The 21,607-nt window shown below is 65.8% G+C and carries 20 protein-coding genes; 7 read left to right on the forward strand and 13 right to left on the reverse strand.

Annotation, left to right across the window (positions count from 1 at the left end; genetic code table 11):
• Positions 1-156: 156 nt before the first annotated feature.
• A complete protein-coding gene (locus AC6LJY_RS13760; protein WP_498136184.1) occupies positions 157-1,212 on the reverse strand; it encodes an OmpA/MotB family protein in 1,056 nt (351 codons plus the stop codon).
• The gene (locus AC6LJY_RS13765) at positions 1,209-2,099 is read right to left on the reverse strand and encodes a motility protein A (protein ID WP_046807505.1); all 891 of its coding nucleotides are present in this window, start codon (positions 2,097-2,099) and stop codon (positions 1,209-1,211) included. The genes AC6LJY_RS13760 and AC6LJY_RS13765 overlap by 4 nt, the downstream gene beginning before the upstream one ends.
• Positions 2,100-2,387: 288 nt before the next feature.
• Here AC6LJY_RS13765 and AC6LJY_RS13770 point away from each other — a divergent pair, with 288 nt between their 5' ends.
• The 3 genes from AC6LJY_RS13770 to AC6LJY_RS13780 all read left to right on the forward strand — a co-directional run bounded on the left by AC6LJY_RS13770 (position 2,388) and on the right by AC6LJY_RS13780 (position 5,634).
• Positions 2,388-4,607: an NYN domain-containing protein gene (locus AC6LJY_RS13770; protein WP_498136185.1), complete on the forward strand. Its 2,220-nt coding sequence runs from the start codon at positions 2,388-2,390 to the stop codon at positions 4,605-4,607.
• Between the two features lie 36 nt (positions 4,608-4,643).
• Positions 4,644-5,150 carry a 2-thiouracil desulfurase family protein gene (locus tag AC6LJY_RS13775; RefSeq protein WP_120155300.1) on the forward strand — a complete coding sequence of 169 codons (507 nt, stop codon included), beginning with the start codon at positions 4,644-4,646 and terminating at the stop codon, positions 5,148-5,150.
• Positions 5,151-5,433: 283 nt separating this feature from the next.
• Positions 5,434-5,634, forward strand: a complete 201-nt coding sequence (locus AC6LJY_RS13780; RefSeq protein WP_255444785.1) for a hypothetical protein — start codon at positions 5,434-5,436, stop codon at positions 5,632-5,634.
• 174 nt (positions 5,635-5,808) lie between these two features.
• Here AC6LJY_RS13780 and AC6LJY_RS13785 read toward each other — a convergent pair whose 3' ends face one another.
• Positions 5,809-6,786, reverse strand: coding sequence for a Bug family tripartite tricarboxylate transporter substrate binding protein (locus AC6LJY_RS13785; protein ID WP_498136186.1), 978 nt, complete (start codon positions 6,784-6,786; stop codon positions 5,809-5,811).
• Between the two features lie 123 nt (positions 6,787-6,909).
• Positions 6,910-7,533 carry a hypothetical protein gene (locus tag AC6LJY_RS13790; RefSeq protein ID WP_046807508.1) on the reverse strand — a complete coding sequence of 208 codons (624 nt, stop codon included), beginning with the start codon at positions 7,531-7,533 and terminating at the stop codon, positions 6,910-6,912.
• 322 nt (positions 7,534-7,855) lie between these two features.
• On the opposite strand from AC6LJY_RS13790, the gene AC6LJY_RS13795 reads away from it, so the two are divergent.
• Positions 7,856-8,473, forward strand: coding sequence for a TetR/AcrR family transcriptional regulator (locus tag AC6LJY_RS13795; RefSeq protein ID WP_498136187.1), 618 nt, complete (start codon positions 7,856-7,858; stop codon positions 8,471-8,473).
• A gap of 144 nt (positions 8,474-8,617) precedes the next feature.
• On the opposite strand, the gene AC6LJY_RS13800 is transcribed toward AC6LJY_RS13795, so the two are convergent.
• Together AC6LJY_RS13800 and AC6LJY_RS13805 are read right to left on the reverse strand one after the other, a co-directional pair.
• The gene (locus tag AC6LJY_RS13800; RefSeq protein ID WP_314365126.1) at positions 8,618-9,598 is read right to left on the reverse strand and encodes a tripartite tricarboxylate transporter substrate-binding protein; all 981 of its coding nucleotides are present in this window, start codon (positions 9,596-9,598) and stop codon (positions 8,618-8,620) included.
• A 178-nt stretch (positions 9,599-9,776) separates the two neighbouring features.
• On the reverse strand, positions 9,777-10,172 hold the full coding sequence (locus tag AC6LJY_RS13805) for a hypothetical protein (RefSeq protein WP_052946131.1): 396 nt from the start codon (positions 10,170-10,172) through the stop codon (positions 9,777-9,779).
• 111 nt (positions 10,173-10,283) lie between these two features.
• On the opposite strand from AC6LJY_RS13805, the gene AC6LJY_RS13810 reads away from it, so the two are divergent.
• Positions 10,284-11,162, forward strand: a complete 879-nt coding sequence (locus tag AC6LJY_RS13810) for a LysR family transcriptional regulator (protein WP_498136188.1) — start codon at positions 10,284-10,286, stop codon at positions 11,160-11,162.
• Positions 11,163-11,242: 80 nt separating this feature from the next.
• On the opposite strand, the gene AC6LJY_RS13815 is transcribed toward AC6LJY_RS13810, so the two are convergent.
• From AC6LJY_RS13815 to AC6LJY_RS13845, 7 genes are all read right to left on the reverse strand, one after another.
• The gene (locus AC6LJY_RS13815) at positions 11,243-12,637 is read right to left on the reverse strand and encodes a M20 family metallopeptidase (RefSeq protein WP_498136189.1); all 1,395 of its coding nucleotides are present in this window, start codon (positions 12,635-12,637) and stop codon (positions 11,243-11,245) included.
• Entirely contained in the window at positions 12,634-13,671 is a 1,038-nt protein-coding gene (locus AC6LJY_RS13820) for an ABC transporter ATP-binding protein (RefSeq protein WP_498136190.1), read from the reverse strand. Before AC6LJY_RS13820 ends, AC6LJY_RS13815 begins: the two co-directional genes overlap by 4 nt.
• Complete coding sequence (locus AC6LJY_RS13825) at positions 13,668-14,657, reverse strand: ABC transporter ATP-binding protein (RefSeq protein ID WP_046807226.1); 990 nt, start codon at positions 14,655-14,657, stop codon at positions 13,668-13,670. The genes AC6LJY_RS13820 and AC6LJY_RS13825 overlap by 4 nt, the downstream gene beginning before the upstream one ends.
• A gap of 2 nt (positions 14,658-14,659) precedes the next feature.
• Positions 14,660-15,577 carry an ABC transporter permease subunit gene (locus AC6LJY_RS13830; protein WP_314365136.1) on the reverse strand — a complete coding sequence of 306 codons (918 nt, stop codon included), beginning with the start codon at positions 15,575-15,577 and terminating at the stop codon, positions 14,660-14,662.
• Position 15,578: 1 nt separating this feature from the next.
• Positions 15,579-16,496, reverse strand: coding sequence for an ABC transporter permease (locus tag AC6LJY_RS13835; protein ID WP_104143827.1), 918 nt, complete (start codon positions 16,494-16,496; stop codon positions 15,579-15,581).
• A gap of 80 nt (positions 16,497-16,576) precedes the next feature.
• The gene (locus AC6LJY_RS13840; protein ID WP_498136191.1) at positions 16,577-18,163 is read right to left on the reverse strand and encodes an ABC transporter substrate-binding protein; all 1,587 of its coding nucleotides are present in this window, start codon (positions 18,161-18,163) and stop codon (positions 16,577-16,579) included.
• 108 nt (positions 18,164-18,271) lie between these two features.
• Positions 18,272-19,081: a GntR family transcriptional regulator gene (locus AC6LJY_RS13845; protein ID WP_498136192.1), complete on the reverse strand. Its 810-nt coding sequence runs from the start codon at positions 19,079-19,081 to the stop codon at positions 18,272-18,274.
• Positions 19,082-19,295: 214 nt separating this feature from the next.
• Between AC6LJY_RS13845 and AC6LJY_RS13850 the strand changes: the two genes are divergently transcribed.
• A complete protein-coding gene (locus tag AC6LJY_RS13850; protein WP_219992388.1) occupies positions 19,296-20,492 on the forward strand; it encodes a pyridoxal-phosphate-dependent aminotransferase family protein in 1,197 nt (398 codons plus the stop codon).
• 31 nt (positions 20,493-20,523) lie between these two features.
• Positions 20,524-21,588: a serine hydrolase domain-containing protein gene (locus tag AC6LJY_RS13855; protein WP_498136193.1), complete on the forward strand. Its 1,065-nt coding sequence runs from the start codon at positions 20,524-20,526 to the stop codon at positions 21,586-21,588.
• Positions 21,589-21,607 lie beyond the last annotated feature (19 nt).

The raw sequence follows: 21,607 nt of genomic DNA on the forward strand, positions 1-21,607 counted from the left end.
TTTTTCCCGGTTCTGGCCGACAGGCCGATGGGGCGAGCTTAACGCCGCCGCGCGGCGCCACGCCACCCCAGGCGTGAGGCTTTTGTCAGCCTTTGCGCCGGGGAATCAATGGCAAAGAAAAACCGGCTGGGCCGGTTTTTCTTTGACAAGACACGCTCAGGATCGCGCGGCTGCGCTGTCCGCCGTGGCGGCCGGCTTGGGTGCTGCCGGCATAGGTGCGGCCGGCTGAGGCGCGGCCGTTTTCGCAGCGGGCACCGTCGCAGCCGTTGCCGCCTTTTCCCCGGTCGCCGGCGCCGAAGACGGCGCGGCCTTGGCGGCGATCTGCTTGGGCGCAATGTCCATGATCAGCTCGACGCGGCGGTTGGCGGCGCGGCCGGCCGGCGTGTCGTTCGATTCGATGGGCCGCGTTTCGGCATAGCCCACCGCGCGCAGGCGGTCGGCGGCCACGCCGTCGCGCACCAACTCGCGCAGCACGCTGGTGGCGCGACTGCTGGACAGTTCCCAGTTCGAGGCGAACTGGCGCGTCTGGATCGGCACCGGGTCGCTATGGCCTTCCACCGACACCTGGTACGCGTTCTTGTTCAGGATGGTGGCCAGGCGCTTGATCACGTCCAGACCGGACGGGCTCAGCGTGGCCTGGCCGGACGGGAACAGCAATTCATTGCTGATGCGGAAGCTGACGGACTGCTCGTTGATGATCACATCCACCGACTTGGCCAGGTCGCCCAGGCCCAACGATTCCTTGGACGGCGCCTTCAGCGGCGGCGCGGCATCGGCCACTTTCTCGCCGTCCTCGGCGGGGGCGGCGTCAGCCGTGGCGGCAGGGGCGGGCGGCTCGGCCCAGCTGGCCGGAATGGCGACGGCGTCGAACTCGGCGTATTCGCCGTCGTACTTGGGCAGCCCGGCGGTGGCCAGCGTGCCCACCAATTCAATCGGCTTGCCCGATGCTTCCGTCGGCTGGCCATGCAGGCGCGAGACGGCCAGCATCACCACCAGCATCGCCAGCAGCAGGGTGATCAGGTCCAGATAGCTCAGCAGCCAGTTCTCGGCGTCTTGCTCGGGCGTTTCGTCCACGTGCCAGCGCGCGTAGCGGTCCTTGCGGTCGCTTTTGCTGGGGCGCCAGCCGCTGTTGTCCGCCGCTTTCTGGGCGCGCAGTTGGGCCTGGCGGGCCTGTTCGATCCGCTGCGCCAGGGAAGGTGAAATCAGGCTCATTGACGCACGGCGGCCGGACGGGTGATGGACACGGGCTGCGCGGCGGCTTGGGTGGACGCGGGGACCGGCTTGACCTGGCCTTCCGTCTTGGCCTTGGCCTTGGCTGCGCCCTGGCCGCCGTCATAGATTTCGTCTTCGACGTGCAGCACGAACGAATTGAGCGTTTCGCGCACCATGGCCGGGCCGCGCTTCTCGCACATCATCGAGATGCCTTGCAGCACCATGTTCATGGATTCGACGCGGCGCGCGGTGCGGCGTTCCAGCTTCAGCGCGATGGGCTTGCAGATCAGGTTGGCCAGCAAGATGCCGTAGAACGTCGTCATCAGCCCCACGGCCAGATGCTGGCCGATCATCGTCATGCTGCCGTCGCCCAGCACGGCCATCAGATTGATCAGCGCCACCAGCGTGCCCAGCATGCCGAAGGCGGGCGCGAACGTGGCCAAGACGCGGAACATCTGCGCTTCGGCCTGCTCGCGGGCGCGCAACCGCGCCACGCGCCATTGCAGCACTTCAATGATCTGGTCTTCGGGGGTGTTGTCGATAATCAGCTGCACGCCCGTACGCAGAAACGGGTTCGACACCTTCTTCAGTTCCTGCTCGACCTTGTGCACATCCGTGTTCATCCACAGTTGCGCCATGGACACCAGCTCTTCGATGTCGCGTTGCTGATCGTGCTGGTCGTTGCGGAACACGGTGCGCACCAGCTTGAAGATACGCAGCACTTCCGGCAGCGGATAGGCGATGAAGAGCGCCGCGCAGGTGCCGCCCAGCACGATGGCCAGGCCGGGCAGGTTCAGGTACATGCTGGCGTCGGTAGCGGACAGCGCCACGACGATGACAAGGGTAAGCAGGCCGACGGCGGCGCCGATGAGGGTAGACGGATTCATGGATCTTGCCCGAAGGGAATGGCACGCCGAGCCGGAATGCCGGATTGTCGGGAATTCTAGCCAGCGCGCGGCCGAGTCAATCCACCGGAAAGCGGGGGGAAAGGGCCGGTAAGCGCCGGCTTAAGGGATGCTGTCAGGAACCCGATCGGCCGCGTTGGAAATAGGGCCGGGTCGAGGTGGCGCGTGGGGAAAATTGCGCCAAGGCGGGGGGGGTGAAGCCGGATATGTATATCATGAGCGCTATCTGGCGGCCCGAAGCACGTGGCCGCCGCGGCTTTGGAGAAGAAAATGACTACCCCCAACGAAAACGTCAGCATGGCGCTTTTCTGCGACTTCGAGAACGTGGCGCTGGGTGTGCGGGACACCAAATACCAGAAGTTCGACATCCGGCCTGTGCTGGAACGGCTGCTGCTCAAGGGCAGCATCGTGGTTAAAAAGGCCTATTGCGACTGGGAACGCTACAAGGAATTCAAGGCCCCCATGCACGAGGCGAACTTCGAGCTGATCGAAATTCCGCACGTGCGCCAATCGGGCAAGAATTCGGCCGATATCCGGCTGGTCGTGGACGCGCTGGACTTCTGCTACACCAAGTCGCACGTCAATACCTTCGTGATCATCAGCGGCGATTCCGACTTTTCGCCGCTGGTGTCAAAGCTGCGCGAGAACAACAAGAAGGTGATCGGCGTCGGCGTCAAGCAATCCACGTCGGACCTGCTGATTGCCAACTGCGACGAATTCATTTTCTATGACGACCTGGCGCGCGAAGGCCAGCGCACCGCCGACGCCCGCCGCGACAATCGCGGCGGCGCCGCCGCCGGCACCGCGCAGCGCCGCACGCCTGACGAAGAGATTCGCCGCAAGGAAGAACTGGAAGCCCGCAAGACCCAGGCCGTCGACATGGTCGTCGAGACCTTCGAAGCGCTGATGGCTGAACGCGGCGACAGCGGCAAGATCTGGGCGTCGGCGCTGAAAGATGCGCTGAAGCGCCGCAAGCCGGATTTCAACGAGTCGTACTACGGCTTTCGCGCCTTCGGCAACCTGCTGGATGAAGCGCAGTCGCGCGGCTTGCTGGACGTGGGCCGCGAAGAAAAATCGGGCACGTACGTGTATCGCGACAGCATCGACGCCGCGCCGCCGGTGAACCGCGCGGCCAATGGCAACGGCGGGCGCAACGCGCCATCGCGCCAGGCTGCCGTGGCGGATGCTGACGACGCGCAAGGCGACGCCGCCCAGGAAGAATCTCAGTCCCAATCCCGCTCTTCCCGCAAATCGCGCGGGGGCCGCCGGTCGGGCCGCGGCACCGGCTATTCGGCCGAGCAGGGCGCCAACGATGCCGGCGGTGAGACGCTGGCGCAGGACGAGTCTGCTTCGTTTGACGCGGATTCGGCCTCGCCCGTTGCCGCCGACGCCGATGAAACGTTTGCCGCGCCGCAGGCTTCGCCGGTGACGGGTGTGTCCACAGAGGATGATGCGTCCACTACCGGGCAAGCCCCCGTCGCCGCGCGTGAGGGTGAGCACGAGGGTGAGCGCCAAGGTGAGCGCGATCGGGGCCGTGGCGGACGCGAAGGCGGGCGAGATCGCGGACGTGATCGTGGCCGGGACCGTGGGCGCGATCGCGCCCGTCACGGCACGCACGTAAACGCCCTGGCCAGTGAGTCGGCGGTGGGCGAATCGTCGCCGGGGAACCCGTCGGACGACGTCCAGGCCAATACTGCCAAGGCCGCCGACGCCGCCGCTGCTGCGGCCACCGCGGCAGCGGCTACCGCCGCCGCCGCCGAGCAAGCCGCGCAAGCCGCCGCTCGTGAAGCCGCCAAGGTTGACGCCATGCGCGCCGATGCGCTGGCCCGTGCCCAGGCGTCCAAGCCTGTGCAGCCGTCGCGCCTGCCGCCCATGCCGACGCCGTTGCCGCAAGCACGCCAACCGCTGCCGGCCGTGAATATTGCCGAGTGGACGTTTGTTGAAGCGCCCGCCGAGGCGCGCCGCGAGCCGGGCAACAAGGCGCCGGCCAAGGTCACCGACCCGTTCGAGGGCGCCGTGCTGCGCCGGATCACCGAACCGGCTGCGCCCACGTCCGCTTCCGCATCGGAATCGTCCAAGCCGCAAGCCAAGCCTGCCGCCAAGTCGGCAGCGAAGACGCCGGCCAAGTCGGCGAGTAAGTCAGCGGCCGATACGACGGCTGAGACGGCGTCGGACAAGACCGCCGGTAAGGCAAGCGACACGGCAAGCGACACGGCAGCCAAGTCCGCGGCCAAGACGGCAACGAAGACGCCGTCCAAAACCGCAACCGGGACCGCAACCGGGACCGCAACTAAGACCGCAACTAAGACCGCAGCCAAGACCGCAACGAAGTCGGCCTCCAAAACCGCAGCAAAAACGGCAGCCAAGCCCGCCGGCAAGCGCGCGGCGCAGTCGGCCGATAACGCCGCCCCGGCCGACGCGGATGCCGCGCCCGCCAAGTCGGCCAGCCGTACGCGCCGCACGCGCAAGTCGGACGACTCGGCGTCCTGATTCGTCAGGGCGTCATCGTCAGCCTGGGGCTTGCCGATGCAATATGTGCTCATCAGTTCGTGCCTGTTGGGCAACCCCGTGCGCTACGACGGGCGCGGGGTGCCTCACGGTGACGCGGTGCTGGCGCGCTGGCGCGACGAAGGCCGGGTCGTGCCCGTCTGCCCCGAGGTGGCGGGCGGCATGCCCGTGCCGCGCCCGCCCGCTGAAATCGAGGCGGGCAAGCGTGCCGCCGACGTGTTGGCCAGCGGCGCGCGCGTCATCGCGGTAACGGGGCAGGATGTCACGGTGCCTTTTGTGCAGGGCGCCCATGCCGCGCTGGCGCTTGCCCGGCAACACGGCATTCGCATTGCCGTCTTGAAGGAAGGCAGCCCGTCTTGCGGCAGCGGCTATGTCTACGACGGTCATTTTGCTGGCCGGCGCCAATCCGGCGTGGGCGTCACAGCTCAATTGCTGACCCGCGCCGGCGTGCGCGTCTTCAGCGAAAAGCAATGGGCGGACGCCCAGGCGTGGCTGGCACAGCTGGAGGCCCGGGATGTGGGCTAGCGTTGGCGTTCTGGTGCTGCTGGGAGGGCTGGCGTTGGTGATGTTGGTGGGGTTGGTGGCGGCGTCAGCTGTCCGCGCATCCCGCAAACGGCTCGGAACGCAAGCCGGCAGCGATTCCAGCGCAACGCAATCCGCCGCTGGGCGCGGGTCGCTTTGGTCGAATTCGTCGCTTTGGTCGAATCGGTCGCGTCGGTCGAATTCGTCGCGTTCTTCGCATCCCTTACATTCATCACGATCGTCACATTCATCACGATCGTCCCGTCAACTGCTGCGCCTTGCCGCCGTGCTGTGCCTGGCCCTGTCCGCATTCTTCTTTTACGCCTGGTACGCGTTCTACTGGAAGTGGGACTTCAATGAGCTGGGCCGCTACTACGATCCGGTCGAGCAGGTGGTCTACACGTCGTCCGGCTTTGTCTGGATACTGCCGGCGACCTTGCTGCTGGCCGCCGGCATGGCCTTCATCTGGCGCGGTTGGCGGCGCTGAGCGGTCCGCCTTGCATGCGCGAGGTGGCCGCCGTTGCGGCGCGTATGCCGCAATTCCTCGGCATATGTTCGGCATGCGTTCGGCATGCGTTCGGCATGCGTTCGGCATATGTTCGGCATGCGTTCGGCATACGTTCGGCATAGGCTCGGGATTTTTTCCGCGTTCTTTCCCCGCCTATTCCGCGCGGATGTTCGCCGCCTTCACGATCTTGCCGTTGTCCACGTATTCGCGTTGCACCTGAGACGCGAATTGCTCGACGCTGCCCGGCGACATGATGTTCAGCGCATCCGTCAGCGGCTTGCTGATGTCGGGCATGGCCGCCACCTTGTTGATCACCGCGTTCATGCGCTGCCGAAACTCCGCGCTGGTGGACGCCGGCGCAAAAAAGCCGAAGGTGGACGTCATGTTCGCCATCGGGTAGCCCAGTTCGGCAAAGGTCGGCGTCTCGGGCCAGCCCGGCAACCGCTTGGGCGACCCCACGGCCAGCAGCTTCAGCTTGCCTTCCTGGATCAGCGTATTGACGGGGGCCGACGCGTTGACCAGCATCAGCGTGAACTGCCCGCCCAGCGCATCGGGCACCATCTGCGCCATGCCCTTGTAGGGCACGTGCGTGATGCGCACCTTTGCCTGCCCGTTGATCTGTTCCAGCATCAAATGCCCCAGCGACCCCACGCCCGCCGTTGCCAGCGACAAACCGTCCGGGTCCGCCTTGGCCTGGTCCACCATGTCCTTGAAATTCTTGCCCGTGAACTTCGGCCCGCCCACCAGGTACACCGGCGAATACATCACGGCGGCCACCGGCGCCAGGTCCTTCAAGGGGTCATACAGCGTCTTCATCACGTGCGGCGACAGCGTAACCGGGCTGACGGCGGTAAAGCCCAGCGTGTTCTCGTCGTGGGCGCGGGCAACGGTATTCATGCCGATCATGCCGCCCGCGCCGCCCCGGTTTTCAACGACGACCGGCCGCGCCAATTCCGTGGCCAGCTTCTGGGCAAACGCGCGCGCGGTGTTGTCCACGATGCCGCCCGCCCCGTAAGGCACGACGATGGTCAGCGCCTGTGGCTTGGCGTCGGCCTGGGCCAGGGCGATGGATGAGACGGCGCAGGCCGCGCTGAATGCGCAAAGCCCCGCAAGCCGCTTGAAATTCAACATGGCTTCCCCTTGGTGTCGCGGCTGGGTCGCCGCGGATGTCCACGGCGCGGTAAAGCAACGCGCCGGCATGCAGTGTGTGCAGGCCGGCGCGCGGGGACAATCGGGATTACCCGGAAAGCGGCATCAGTTGGCGCGGTAGCCCCGGCTGCTCATGCACGAATCCAGCGAATGGTTGTAGGTGTCCACCATGACTTGCGTGGTCCATTGCGTGATGGTGGCCGGGTCGTACCCGCTTTGGTTCATGGCCCAGCGCTGGCATTCGGCCGTGGCATTGGCCTGCGCCGAACTGACCTTGGGCGCTGCTTCGTACTGCACCGGCTTGTATTGCGGCTCGGGTTGCGCATAGGCAACGGGCGGCTCGGCGTACAGCGGCGCGGACGTCAGCGGGGCCGAATACACCGGCGGCGCCGCGTAGACCGGCGCGCCGTACACCGGGCTGGTGTAGGCCACGCCGGGCGACGCGTAGACGCTGGTTTGTGCGTAGGTCGGGCCGGAATCGGCCGCCAGCAACAGGCCCACCGCAGCCAGCGCAAAGGCGCCGCCGACCCACCATCCGGCCGAGCTGCTGCCGCCACCGCCGTGGTGGTGGTAATTATTACCACCGTAGTAACCGCCGTGATAGCCGCCGCCGTGGTATCCACCACCGCCGCCACCCCAGCCGCCGCCGTGTCCGCCCGCCATCACGGGCGCACTTGCCACGGCAAGCGCCAACGCTACGACACGCATCCGGCCTGTAAACCGTTTCATGATCTTGCTCCTGTCCGCCGCGCGCGGGATTACGGTCAATATGCACACGGCGATAGCGTTACTTTACTGCTGCGCGGGCACCAAAAGTTGTTGCAAAAGCTACGGGGATTTCAACTGACTTCAAAGCGCGTCCCCACCGCAAGAAGGTGGGTGGCGACACGACGTACGCCGAGGATGTTGCGTGACGACGTCGGGGACGTTTTAAGACAAATGTCAGCAAGAAGGCAGGGGACAGGGCACCGCGATAGGCCGCGTGACAGCATGTTGCGCCGGGCCGGGCGCACTAGTAGCGCAAACCCGGGAAGCGGTGTACTTTCTCGCGATGATGACGGCACGACCCCTTTCTACACCGCAAGACAAACGTCTTACCAAAGGCGAACGCACCCGCCTACAGCTACTTGAAGTTGCCGCGGCCGAGTTCGCGGAGCGCGGTTTCCAGCACACGCGTATCAGCGACATCGTGGCTCGCGCCAGCGTGACGCAGCCGGTGTTCTACCAGTACTTTTCCAGCAAGCAAGCGGCCTACGATGAACTGGTGGGCATGTTCGCGCAGCGCTTGCGCCAGGCGATTACCGAAGCGCGCTTGCCCGCCGGACTGGAAGGCGCCGAATTGGCCGAGCGCATCCAGGGCGGCGTGCTGCGTTTGCTGGGCATCTTGCAGGAAGACTCCAACCTGACACGCATCGGTTTCTTCCAGGTGGCCGAGGCGGAAGCGCTCAAGGATGAGCTGGTGACGATGATTGCCGACAACGTCCGCGCCGAGCAGCAGGCCGGCCTGTTCCGGCCCGAAATATCCCCCGACTGGTTGGCGCAGTCCTTGATGGGCATCATCGAACGTTTCACGCGCCAGATGCCGGATGCGCCCCAGCAGCGTGCGATAGCGGAATTCATTACCCGGCTGCTGCTTGACGGCATCCGGCATCAACGACCAGCCTCCTGACGGGGGCTTTTTTTTGGCCCCCCGTTTTTATCGGCCCCGGTTTTTTTGGGGACCACAGTCACACTTGGCTCTGTGCGCGTACAAGGGGATTGTCATGGCATTCGCGGTGGCGGCGCCGGGCACTGCGCCGCCCCGCGCCCGCCGTCATTCCACCCGAGCGCCCGAGGCCGCGACCAACTTGCCCGCCGCTTCCCAATCCGCCTTCAGCAGATCCTGAAACTGTGCGGGCGTCTTGGCGTCGGCCTCCACGCCCAACGAGGCCAGGCGCGCCTGCACCTTCGGATCCGCCAATACCTTGTTCACCGCCGCGTTGATCTTGTCGCGTTCGGCGGCGGGCAGGCCGGCGGGCGCCAGCAGTCCTAGCCAGGAATCGAAGGCGTAGCCGGGCAGGCCGCTTTCGGCGACGGTGGGCAGGTCGGGCGCGAAGCGCGAGCGGGTCTTGCCCGTGTAGGCCAGGAACGTCACGCGCGGGTCGTTGCGATAGGCGGTTACGCCGATGGTGGCGGCGGTGACCGCCTGGACGCGGCCGGCCAGCAGTTCGGTGACGGCGTCGCCGGTGGACTTCATGGGAATGTGCTGCATCTGCGCGCCCGAGGCGGCCAGGAACGACGCCATGCCCAGGTGCGACGCGCTGCCGTTGCCGGCCGAGGCATAGTCGTACGCGCCGGGTTTAGCCTTGATGGCCTGGATGAAGTCGGCGGTGGTCTTCGCGTTCAGGCTGGAGGACGCCAGGATGATGTAGCCGGTGTTGCCCAGGTACGCCACGCCGGTGAAGTCTTTGTAGGGGTCATAGCTCAGGTTCTTGTACAGATACCCGGCAATGTTGTGGCTGGCGGCGGCCAGCACCAGGGTGTTGCCGTCGGGGGTGGCGCGCGCCACCTGCGAGGTGCCCACCGTGCCGCCCGCGCCCGCGCGGTTTTCCACCACGATGGACGCGCCCAACGCCTGACCCAGTTCGTCGCCGATGGCGCGTGCAATGGTGTCCTGCACCGCGCCCGTGCCGTAGGGCACGACGATGCGGACAACGCGCTGTTCGGCGTGCGCGGCGCCGGCGCCGGCCAGCGCCAGGGTCAGGGCCAAGGTAGTCAGGGTGGTGCGGCGTACGGCTTGGAATCGGGTAGGCATGACAGCGGCTCGTTGGGATAGGCCCGCACCCCGTGTTGAGGCGGGCGAAGGCGTTGGACTCTAAAGAATCGCGTGGCGCCCGCCAACGATTTATTTGCCGCTTGTTTATAGCTGCCGGGGATATAGCCTCCAAGGGCATAGGCGCCGAGGAATAGGCGCCGGGGATATAGCCCGACCGTCAGGCCCAGGTCTCATGCAGATGCGCCCATTGCGGCTGTCCATCCGCGCCCGCCATGAACAGCGCGCTGGCGCGCCGCTGTGTGGCGCCGCCGTTCCAGGCGTGGCGTTCGCGATACGTCAACAGCGCCGCGCCGGCGTCCGCATGGCGCACGGCCAGCTCGTCGATCTGGATCTTCAAGCCGGGGCGCAAGCCGCGCAGTCCGGCGAACAAGGCGGGCAGGGCGCCGGGCGGCAGCCGCTGCCCGTCTGCGGTAATCATGCTGAACTCGGGCGCAAAGGCGTCCAGCAGGGCGGCCAGCACCGGCGGCGGGGTATCGGCGTTGCCGATCCATTGCTCGATGCGGGCGTGGGCGTCCAGCGCCAGGCGCAGGCTAGGGGTAGACAGGTCGGTCATGAATAACGCCGTGTAATCAACAAAGAACGCCATTCTAGAAATTTCGATGTCGCGGAAACACCGCCTGTGGGCCGATATACTGTTCGTGTTTTTTTGACAATGAAGCGGGCCATGATCAATCTGAATCGCCTGTCGATGTTCGTCGCGGTGGTCGATGCCGGTTCGTTCACGGCGGCGGCCGATGCGTTGGGCACGACCAAGGCCGTCGTCAGTTTCAACGTCAAGCAGCTGGAACAGGAATTGGGCGTGGCGCTCTTGACGCGCAGCACGCGCCGGTTGGCGCTGACGCAGGCAGGCGAGGGCTTTCATGCCGACTGTGTGCGCCTGCTGCAAGACGCGGACGCGGCCGTGGACCAGGCAAGATCCGGCCAGGCGGCTTTATCGGGCAGCTTGCGCGTGACGGCCTCGGTGGACTACGGCAACCGTGTCGTCGTGCCCGCGCTGGCGGCGTTCGCGCGTTTGCACCCGGCGCTTCGGGTGGGTTACCAGGCCAGCTCCACGCAAGCGGATCTGATCGGCGAACGCCTGGATGTGGCGGTCCGCGTGGGGGCGCTGGCGGACTCCAGCTACCGCGCCACGCGCATCGGCGAATTCAAGCTGCTGTTGGTGGCCAGCCCGGCGCTGCTGGCCGAACATGGCGCGCCGCGCTCGCTCCAGGCGTTGGCCGCCTTGCCTTGGCTGGCCAACCGGCCGGGTCGCATCGACCCTTGGCGGCTGACGGACAGCAAGGGGCGCGACCACGCGGTGCGCGTGGCGCCTGTGGCGCATGCGGACACGGCGTCGGCGTTGCTGGCCTTTGCCGAAGCTGGCTGTGGCGTGGCCGCCTTGCCGGATTGGTTGCTGGAAGAGCCCCTGGCCCGCGGCACGTTGCTGCGGGTGATGCCGTCGTACACGTTGCCGCGCCAGCCGGTGCACGCCGTCTATCCCGACACCCGCCACGTCAGCGCCAAGGTGCGGCGGTTCATCGATTTCCTGCGAACGGGGAAGTAACGCGCGGCCCACCCCAAGCCCAACCCCAAGCCCGCTTCAAGCCCGCTTCAAGCCCGCCCCGCGCCCAGTCTCGGAAAACCTCAGCGCGACAGCGGTGGCGTGTCGCCCGCGCCCAGGTCCCAGTACAGACCCGTCATCAACCCCAGCGCCTGGCGCAGCAGTTCGGGCGGCAAGTGTTCGTTGGGCGCGTGCTGCGAGCAACCGGGGTAGGAATGCGGCACCCAGATCGTGCGCAGGCCCAGCACATCCGTGAAGATGTCGTTGGGCAACGAACCGCCCAGGTTGGGCAGCAGCGCCGTCTTCTGGCCCGACGTGCGTTCCAGCGAATCCACCGCCCATTGCACCCAGGCATCGTCCGGATCGATGCGCGTGGCGCGGAACATGGATTCGCGCGTCAGCGCAATCTTGACCATCGAAAAGCCGTGGCTGTCCAGATGCCGGCGCAGGGCCGGGATCAGGTCGTCCGGGTCCACGCCGACCACAAAGCGCAGCTGGCAACGCGCCCAGGCGCGCGGCGGGATGGCGTTGACGGGCGTTTCCGGGTTGCCGGTCTTGTAGGCCAGCACTTCAAACGAGCACCAGCCGAACACGCGCTCGGCGGGCGACAGGCCAGGTTCGCCCCAGTCCGGTTCGATCTCGGGGCCGTCCGAGCCGCCGTCCACCTGGCAGTCGGCCAAGGCGCGGCGCACGGCGGCGGGTAGTTCGGTCGGCACCCATTCCGGAATACGGATCTGCCCGGTGGGCGACACGATGGTCGATATGGCGTGCGCCAGCTGAATGCCTGGGTTGGAAATCAGCCCACCCCAGTTACCCGAATGGTGGCCGCCGGCCCGTGCCTCGATAGACAGATCAACGTTCAGGCTGCCGCGCGCGCCCAGGAAGATGGTGGGGCGCTGGGGGGCAAGACGCGGGCCGTCGGATGCAATCAGCAAGTCGGCCGCCAGCATGTCGCGATATTCGGCGCACAGTTCGCGCAAGCCCATCGAGCCCGTCTCTTCGCCCATTTCAATCAGATACTTGGCGTTGAAGCCCAGCTTGCCGCGCGCTTCTAGCACCAGCCGCAGCGCTTCCATGTTGATCGTGTGCTGCCCCTTGTTGTCGGCAATGCCCCGGCCATACCAGCGGCCTTCGGCTTCGGTCAGCGCCCAGGGCGTCAAGCCTTCCTTCCATTCCTTTTCCAGCCCACGGATGACGTCGCCGTGGCCATAGCCCAGCACGGTGGGCAGGGCGGCGTCTTCGATGCGCTCGGCGTACAGGAAGGGCGCCAGCGCCTTGGGATGCGTCAGGGTGCGGCAGGTGAAACCCAGCGCCTCGAAGGCCGGGCGGATCTCGGATTCCAGGTAGTCGGCCAGCACGGCGGCGCGCTCGGGGTTCTGGCTTTCGGTGGGCAGCGCCAGGCGCCGCGCCAGCAGGGCGCGGAAGGCGCCCGAATCAAAACACTGTTCTGCTTGGGCGATGGCTTGCTCGCGGGTCATGAGCGGGCTCCGGTGGAGTTGGGAATTGAAGAGGAAAGGGAAGCAGCACTAGAAATGGAAGCAGATGCCGCGGTCGATGCAGCGCCGGATTCGGGATACAGATGGCAAGCCACCACGGACCCGTCACGCAGCGTCAGTGCGGGCCGCTCCACCTTGCATTGCGGCATGGCGTGTTGGCAACGCGGGTGAAACGGGCAACCGGGCGGCGGATGCAAGGGGTCGGGGAACGACAGGCCCAAGCCCATGTCCGGAATGCCCAGGCCCGGTTCGGGCGTGAGCACCGACGCCAGCAAGGCCTGCGTATAGGGATGGTGCGGGTCGTGGAACAACTTGGCCGTGGGCGCCGATTCCACCACACGCCCCAGGTACATCACCGCCACATGCGTGGCGATGTGTTCCACCACCGCCAGGTTATGGCTGATGAACACATACGTCAGGTTGAACTCGCGCCGCAGTTCCATCAGCAGGTTCATGATCTGCGCTTGCACGGATACGTCCAGCGCGGATGTCGGCTCGTCGCAGATGACGATTTCCGGGTTCATGACCAGCGCGCGCGCAATCGCCACGCGCTGGCGCTGGCCGCCGGACAGCTGCCCCGGCGTGTTGTGCGCCAGCCGGGGAGGCAGGCCCACGCGTTCCAGCATCTCGATGGCCTTGTGCATCTTGGGGTTGGCGATGCCGTGCACCTCAAGCGGCAGCGACACGATGGACGCGATGGACCGGCGCGGGTTCAAGGACGAATATGGGTCCTGGAAAATCGGCTGCACCCGGCGCGCCAGCGCGCGGCGGTCCATCTGGCGGATGTCTTGGCCGTCCAGCTTGATGGCGCCTTCGCTGGGCGGCGTCAGGCCCAGCAGCATGCGGGCCAGCGTGGACTTTCCGCAGCCCGATTCGCCCACGATGCCCAGCACCGCGCCGCGTTCCACGGCCAGGTCCACGCCGTTGACGGCGTGCAGCGTGCTGCGCGGCCGGAACATGCCCGAACGGATCGAAAATTGCCGGCTGACGGCTTCGGCTTGCAACAGCGCGCTCATGCCAGGACTCCTTCTTCAACGCGGATGCAGCGCCATTGTTGATGCGGCGGCTGGCCGTGCACGGGCACGGTGTCGCGGCATTGCGGCTGCACGTAGCGGCAACGGTCGGCAAAGGCGCAGCCGCGCAGCTCGCCCACCAATGACGGCACCACGCCGGGTATCGTGCCCAGCGATTCGCCGGGCGGGGTGCGCCCGGGCACGGGGATACAGCCCAGCAAACCCTCTGTGTACGGATGGCGCGGCGTGGCGAAGATGTCCTTGACCGGGCCTTCCTCGACGATCTGCCCCGCATACATCACCGCCACCTGCTGCGCAATGCGCGCCACCACGCCCAGGTCGTGGGTGATCAGCACCATGGCAATGCCAAGCTCGGCCTGCAAGTCCGCCAGCAAGCGCAGGATTTGCGCCTGGATGGTGACGTCCAGCGCCGTGCTGGGCTCGTCGGCAATCAGCAGTTCCGGGCCGCACATCAGCGCCATGGCTATCATCACGCGCTGGCGCAGGCCGCCGGAAAGCTGGTGCGGATATTGCGTCAGGCGTTGTCCGGCCGAGGCGATGCCCACCTTTTCCAGCAGTTCCACCGCGCGGTCGCGCGCCTGTTGCTGGCTGGCATGGCGGTGGTGGATGTAGTGTTCGGTCAGTTGCTCACCGATGGCGTAGGCGGGGTTCAGCGCCGTCATCGGTTCCTGGAAAATCATCGCCATCTTGCTGCCGCGCAGCGCATTGATGCGGCGGCTACGCGCGGTGGACAGGTCTTCGCCCAACACCGCCAAGCGGCGTGTCGTGCGCTTGGCCGCCTTGGGCAACAGGCCCATGATGGCCAGCGACGTCATCGATTTGCCGCAGCCCGATTCGCCCACCAGGCACAGCGTTTCGCCGCGCTTGACCTGGAACGACACGTCGCGCACGGCGTGCAGCGGCCCGCGCGGCGTGGCGATGTCGACCGTCAGCCCTTGCACGTCCAGCACAATTTCTTTGTCGGCCATGGTCAGGCCCTCTCTTCAGGCGTCAGCAGTTGATGCAGCCCGTCGCCGGCCAGGTTGATCGCAAAGATCAACAACGCCAGCGCCGAACCCGGAATGGCGATCAGCCAGAACGAAAAGAACATGTACGCCTTGGCTTCGGAAATCATCAGCCCCCAGGACGGCAGCGGCGGTTGCACGCCCAGGCCCAGGAACGACAGCGAGGCTTCCAGCAAGATGGCGCTGGCCGCTTCCAGCGTGGCAATCACGATCAGCTGCGGCACCACGTTGGGCAGCACTTCGCCCCACACGATGCGCCACGTGGACGCGCCGGCCGCCTGCGCCGCCGCCACGTATTCCAGCGACCGCACCTGCTGCGTGGCGCTGCGCATGACCACGGCGTAGCGGTCCCATTTCAAAAAGCCCAGCACCAGGATCACCACCCACAGCGAACCACCGACGATGGCCACCGTGGCCAGCGCCACCAGGATCACGGGCATGGACAAACGGGTGGTGATCAGGAACGACACGGCCATGTCGACCTTGCCGCCGAAGTAGCCGGCGGCCATGCCCATGGCGGTGCCGATGATTCCGGATATCAACGCCACGCTGACGCCGATCAACAGCGAAATGCGCGCGCCGTAGAACAGGCGAGACATATAGTCGCGGCCCAGCTGGTCGGTGCCCAGCGGATGCAGCCACGTGCCCTTGGCGTACCAGACGGGCGGCGCGGTGCGGTAGGCCAGGTCCTGGAAGTACGGGTCGTGCGGGGAAATCCACGGCGCCAGCAGCGCGATCAGCACGATGATGAGCAGGATGCCGCCACCGGCCAGCAGCGCCTTGTTGCGGCGCAGCCTGCGCCAGCGCAAGGTGGATGCGGACAGTTCCATCGCGGCGGGGGCGGACGCGCCGGGAACGGAGGGGGTGAGGATAGGCGTGGTCATGTCAGGACACCCGGATGCGCGGATCGAGCCACGCGTTGGCGATATCGGCGGCTAGCGTCAGCATCACGTACAGCACGGACAGCAGCAGCACAATCAGCTGCATCACCGGATAGTCCTTGTACGTAATGCTCTGGTAGGCCAGATAGCCCAGGCCGTCCAGCGCGAAGATGGTTTCGATGACGACCGAGCCGCCCAGCAGGTAGCCCAGTTGCACGGCGGCCAGCGCCACAACCGGCACGATGGCGTTGCGCAGGGCGTGCTTGAAGATGATCTTGCGCGCGGGCAGCCCCTTGGCGCGGGCGGTGCGGATGTAGTCCGCGCCCAGCACTTCGATCATGCCGGCGCGAATCAATCGCATGAAGGCCGGCGCCACGTAGTAGCCCAGCGCAATCGCGGGCATCACGAAATGCTGCCAGGTGCCGCTGCCCGACACCGGCAGGATGCGCAGCGATATCGAAAACAGCATGATCAAAATCAGCGCAAAGAAAAAGTTTGGCAGGGCCTGGCCCAGCACGGCAATCGCCAGGCACACGCGGTCGATCACGCTGCCCTTGTAAATGGCGGCCAGCACGCCCAGCGGAATCGACACCAGCAGCGCAAAGCCCAGCGCGCCCATGCCCAGCAGCAAGGTGGTTTTGAGCTTGGACAGAATCAACGGCCCGGCCTCGGTCTTGAAGTACACCGACGTGCCGAAATCGCCCTGCATGATGTGCCACAGCCAGTCGGCGTATTGCACCACCAGCGGCCGGTCCAGCCCGTAGGTCTTGCGGATCATGTCGATATCGGCCTGGCGCGCGCCTTCGCCGGCCAGCGCCAGCGCCGGGTCGCCCGACAGGTGCAGCAGCAGGAACGCCAGGATCGATACGGTCAGCGCCACCAGCGCCGCCAGGCCCAGGCGCCTGATCGTGAAATAAAGCATAGGACTTCCTCTAACGTTTCAGCCCGCCGGACGGGCGTGGCGCCCGCCCGGCGTTACCCCGCGCGTGACTTCCCGCGTGGCTACTTCCAGCTCATGTCCCAGAAGCGGACCAGTTCGTCGGAATACGGCTTGAAGTTCACGTCCTTGGTGGCGACGTAGTAGGCGGGCAGCGTCCACAGGGGCACCGCGTAGGCCTTTTGCGCGATCAGGTCCAGCGCTTCTTTGTAGGCGGCCTTGCGCGGCTCGCTGTCGATGGTGTGGTCGCCCTTGTTGAGCAGGTCGCGCACCTTGGGGTCGCGCGTGATGTCGTCATTACCGAAGGCGAAGTACACCGGCGTGGACGCCGACACGTCGTTGACCAGGTTGGAACCCCAGGTCTGGTGGGTCAGCGACGCCTTATTGGCGCGGATCATGTCGCGCATGGCGGCGTACTGCAAGAAGTTGAGCTTGGCGCGGATGCCCACGGCTTGCAGGTAGTTGATGATGGCTTCGGTCTGGTTGCGCTCGCGGTAGGCCACGATGTCGATGTCGAAGCCATTGGCGTAGCCCGCATCGGCCAGCAGCTTCTTGGCCAGCGCCGGGTCGTACTTGTAGGTGGGCGCGCCATCTTGCGTGCAACCCACTTGCGAGGGCGTGCAGATGGTGTTGATCAGCCCACCGCCTTCACCCACGATGTTTTTCAACATGGATTCGCGGTCGATGGCGTGGATGATGGCCTTGCGCACGCGCTCGTCTTTCAGTTGCGGCGCGGGGGTGCCGTCCTGGATGTTCATCTGCATGAACACGATGCGCATGGTGTTGCCGGTGACCATTTGCAGGTCGGGCATCTGGCCCAGCTGTTCGGCCTGGTCCTTGGGCACGCTCATGATCAGGTCTTCGCCGCCCGAGATGACTTCGGCCATCTGCGTCTGGCGGTCGGGGATGAAGCGGATGACCACCTTGCCGATCTTCGGCTGCGCCTTGGGCGAGTCCTTGAAGTAGTCGGTGTTGCGTTCCAGCGTGATGGATTTGCCGGGCTGATAGTCCACCACCTTGTACGGGCCGGAGCCCACCGGCTTGGCGTTCATGCCCTTGGGGCCGACTTCCTGGTAGTACTTGGCGGGGTGGATGGCGGCGGTGGTGGACAGGTATTCCTTGGCGCCAGGGAAGGGCTCCTTGGTGGTCAGGCGCACCTTGTATTTGTCGATTTTCTCAACCTTGTCGATCCACGACACGTTCTGCTGCGTGACCGCTTTGTTCTTCGGGTCTGCCACGTAGTTCAGCGTGTACACCACCGAGTCGGCATCGAACTCTTCGCCGTTATGGAATTTCACGCCTTCGCGCAATTCGAATTCCATGGTCTTGTCGTCGATCTGCTTCCAGCTTTTGGCCAGTTGCCCCTTGTACTCGTTGGTGACGGGGTCGCGGTACAGCAGCGTGTCCCAGACGTTGGCGGCGATGATGACGCCGATACGCACGTTGTTGAAGTACGGGTCGACGCTTTCGGGCGCCTGGTCGTACGCCATGCGCAAGGTGTCGTCTTTCTTGCCCGCCAGCGCGGGCTGGGCGGCAAGGCCGGCGCAGGCGAAGAGGGCGGCGGCGACGGCGGCGCGTAGGGGGGCGACGGCAGTGACGCCGCGGGTGCGGGGTCGGGCGGGTGAGGCAGGTGTGAAGCGACTATCAGCCATGGTGAAGGCTCCTGTGGAAGGCACTACATGTACTGCGTATCCATCATCTCGCTCCGGGCCGCGCCACCCTGGTTTTATCGTTATCGTCCTTGCGCTGGGAGGGCAGGCTCAATCAGAGTCGGACGACGGCGCGGTCTTGGGTGCCGCATTGGCGTTGATGCTTGCATCGGCGTTGATGCTTTTCAGCGCGGCCTCGCACTTGCGCTGCAAGTGCTGCCGCATGATGCCGGCCAGCCGGTCGGCGTCGCGCGCGTCCAGGGCCTCGGCCATGTCGATGTGTTCGCGCATGGCCAGATCCCATTTCTGGCGGTTCTCGTTCGACACGAACCGCAGGTTCTGGATGCGCGCGTTCTGCGCGTCGTACAGCTGCTTGAGCAGGCTGTTGTGCGAGGCCAGGCTGATGCGTTCGTGAATTTCGCGGTTGGTATGAAAGTACGTGGGCAGGTCATGGCGCGCGTGGCTGGCCATCATTTCGTAGGTCAGCGCGCGGATCTCGGCAATTTCAAGATCGGTGGCGCGTTCGCACGCCAGCCGGCACGACATGGCTTCGAGCCCGCCGATCACTTCAAACGCTTCACGGATATTGGCTTCCGACAGCGCCACCACCTGCGCGCCACGATTCGGTTCGATCTGCACCAGGCCCTCGGCCGCCAGCACGCGAAACGCTTCGCGCATCGGTGTGCGGGACACGCCCAACAGGTCGCACAGCGCCCGTTCGTTCAGGCGGGAGCCGGGGGGAAATTCCCCTTGGATGATGCGTTCGCGCAGCGCTCCGGCGACGGCCCCAGGCAGCGTGCGGCCGTTGCCGGCAACGCGCGGCGCCGGCGACACGGCCCCTTGCGGCGGCGCGTCGGGCAGGGCGGAATCGGCGTGTGCCGACCCGGCCAGATCCGGCAACAGGCTAGGATTGCTGCTCATTGGTATACCAACTTTTCCCCGAATTTTTTCAGACTATAAACCCCGCGCAGCGACTTCAATCATGGGTGTATACCCTAGGTTATCGGTGCAAAAACAATGGGATAGAGTGGCGCATGCCGCAAGTCCGCCTGCTCGGCCGGGGCTGTGTCAAAAGCCGTTTGAATCGCCGCGCATCTTTCGTTGGTATACAAATAATTCCACTGTGGGGCTACGCATGCTTTCCCTGAATTCCCATTTGTCCGGCCGGCACTTCTTGCAGATTCCGGGGCCGACCAACGTGCCCGACCGGGTCTTGCGCGCCATAGACCAACCCACCATCGACCATCGTGGCCCCGAGTTTGGCGAGCTGGGCCGCGCCGTGTTGGAAGGGTCCAAAGCCGTTTTCCAGACGCAGTCGCCCGTGGTGATTTTTCCGTCGTCGGGTACCGGCGCCTGGGAAGCCGCGCTGGTCAACACGCTGTCGCCGGGCGACCGCGTGTTGATGGTGGAAACCGGCCACTTCGCCAGCCTGTGGAAGAAGCTGGCGGGCCGGCTGGGCCTGGACGTGGACTACATCGAAAGCGACTGGCGCCACCCCGTGGACCCCGACGTGATCGGCGCACGGCTGTCCGAAGACACGCAGCACCGCATCAAGGCGGTGTGCGTGGTGCATAACGAAACGTCCACCGGCGTCACCAGCAACATTGCCGCCGTGCGCGCCGCGATCGACCGCGCCGCGCATCCCGCGTTGCTGATGGTGGACACGATATCGTCCTTGGGCTCCATCGATTACCGCCACGATGAATGGGGCGTGGACGTTACCGTGGCCGGCTCGCAAAAGGGCTTGATGCTGCCGCCCGGCCTGGCGTTCAACGCCGTCAGCGCGCGCGCGCTGGCCGCCGCCGATACCGCCCGGCTGCCCCGTTCGTATTGGGATTGGCGCGAAATGCTGACGGCCAATGCCAAAGGCTATTTCCCCTACACGCCGTCAACCAATCTGCTGTACGGCCTGCACGAAGCGCTGGCCATGTTGCAGGCCGAGGGCTTGCCGCGTGTGTTCGCGCGCCACGAACGCCATGCCCGCGCGACGCGGCTGGCGGTGGCCGCGTGGGGGCTTGAACTGTTAAGCCTGGACCCGGCTGCCCACAGCCCCGCGCTGACCGCCGTGATGATGCCCGAAGGCCATGGCGCCGACGCGTTGCGCAAGGTCATTCTTGAACGCTTCGATATGTCGCTGGGGCAGGGCCTGGGCAAGCTATCCGACCGCATCTTCCGCATTGGGCATCTGGGCCACTTCAATGACTTGACGCTGTGCGGCACGCTGGCCGGCGTTGAAATGGGGCTGGCCGCCGCCGGAGTACCGCACCAGGCGGGCGGCGTGCGGGCCGCGATGGAATTCCTGGCGCGCGCCCCGGATGGCGTGGCGGCTTAAGACCAAGACAAACACAACGACGAGGGAAACCATGAACACGCTGATGCAGCAGGCGATCCAATTCGCCAATGAACACGAATCCACCTGGGACCGCAGCGTCAAGGGCAGCTTTGGCGTGCACCTGAACGACCCGCCGCCCTGGAACCGCCTGCTTGGCCCCATCCACGACCGTGGCCCGGTGTCGGGCGTGGTGGTGGTGGACGGCAAGACGGTGGCCGAATGGGGCGAGCCCGAACGCGCCGACCTGACCTTCAGCGTGGCCAAGCTGTACCTGGCGATCCTGGCGGGCGTGGCGCATGACCGTGGCCTGTTGCCCGACGTGGACGAACCCGTGGGCAAGCGCGTGCCGGGCATCGGCTTCGATGAAGGCCAGAACGCCGACATCACCTGGCGCCACCTGCTGCAACAGACCAGCGAATGGGAAGGCGAACGCTTCGGCGTGTCGGACCAGGCCGATCGTTATCGCGCCGTGACCTTCGGCGTGCCGCCCGATGGCAAGAAGGGCGATGCGCGCCCCTTGCAGCGCCCCGGCACGTATTGGGAATACAACGACGTGCGCATCAACCAGTTGTCGTACGCGCTGCTGCACCTGTTCCGCAAGCCCTTACCCGACGTGTTCCGCGAAGCCGTCACGCGCCCCATTGGCGCCAGTGAAGATTGGCAATGGGTGGGCTACGACACCGCCTGGGTCGAGATCGACGGCCAGCGCATGCCGTCCGTGCCGGGCGGTTCGCATTGGGGCGGCGGCATGTCCATCAGCGCGCGCGACCAGGCGCTGATCGGCCAGATGCTGCTGAACGACGGGCAAGCCAACGGCAAGCAGATCTTGTCGCGCGAATGGATTCAGGCGATGCGCACGCCATGCGCCATCGCGCCGTATTACGGCTACCTGATCTGGCTGAACGATCAAGGCCGCGTGTTTCCCAGCGTGCCGGCCACAAGCTTCTTCGGCGTGGGCGCGGGCAGCTCGTTCACGTGGGTGGAACCGGAACGCAAGATGGTGGTGATTGTGCGCTGGCTTAATTCCGCCCACGCGGATGCACTGTTCGGCAAAATCCTGGCGGCGGTGGATGCGGACAAGGAAACGCAGGTGTAGGATTAACGCGGCGCGAACC

Source organism: Achromobacter sp. RT286_PF, assembly GCF_059760425.1.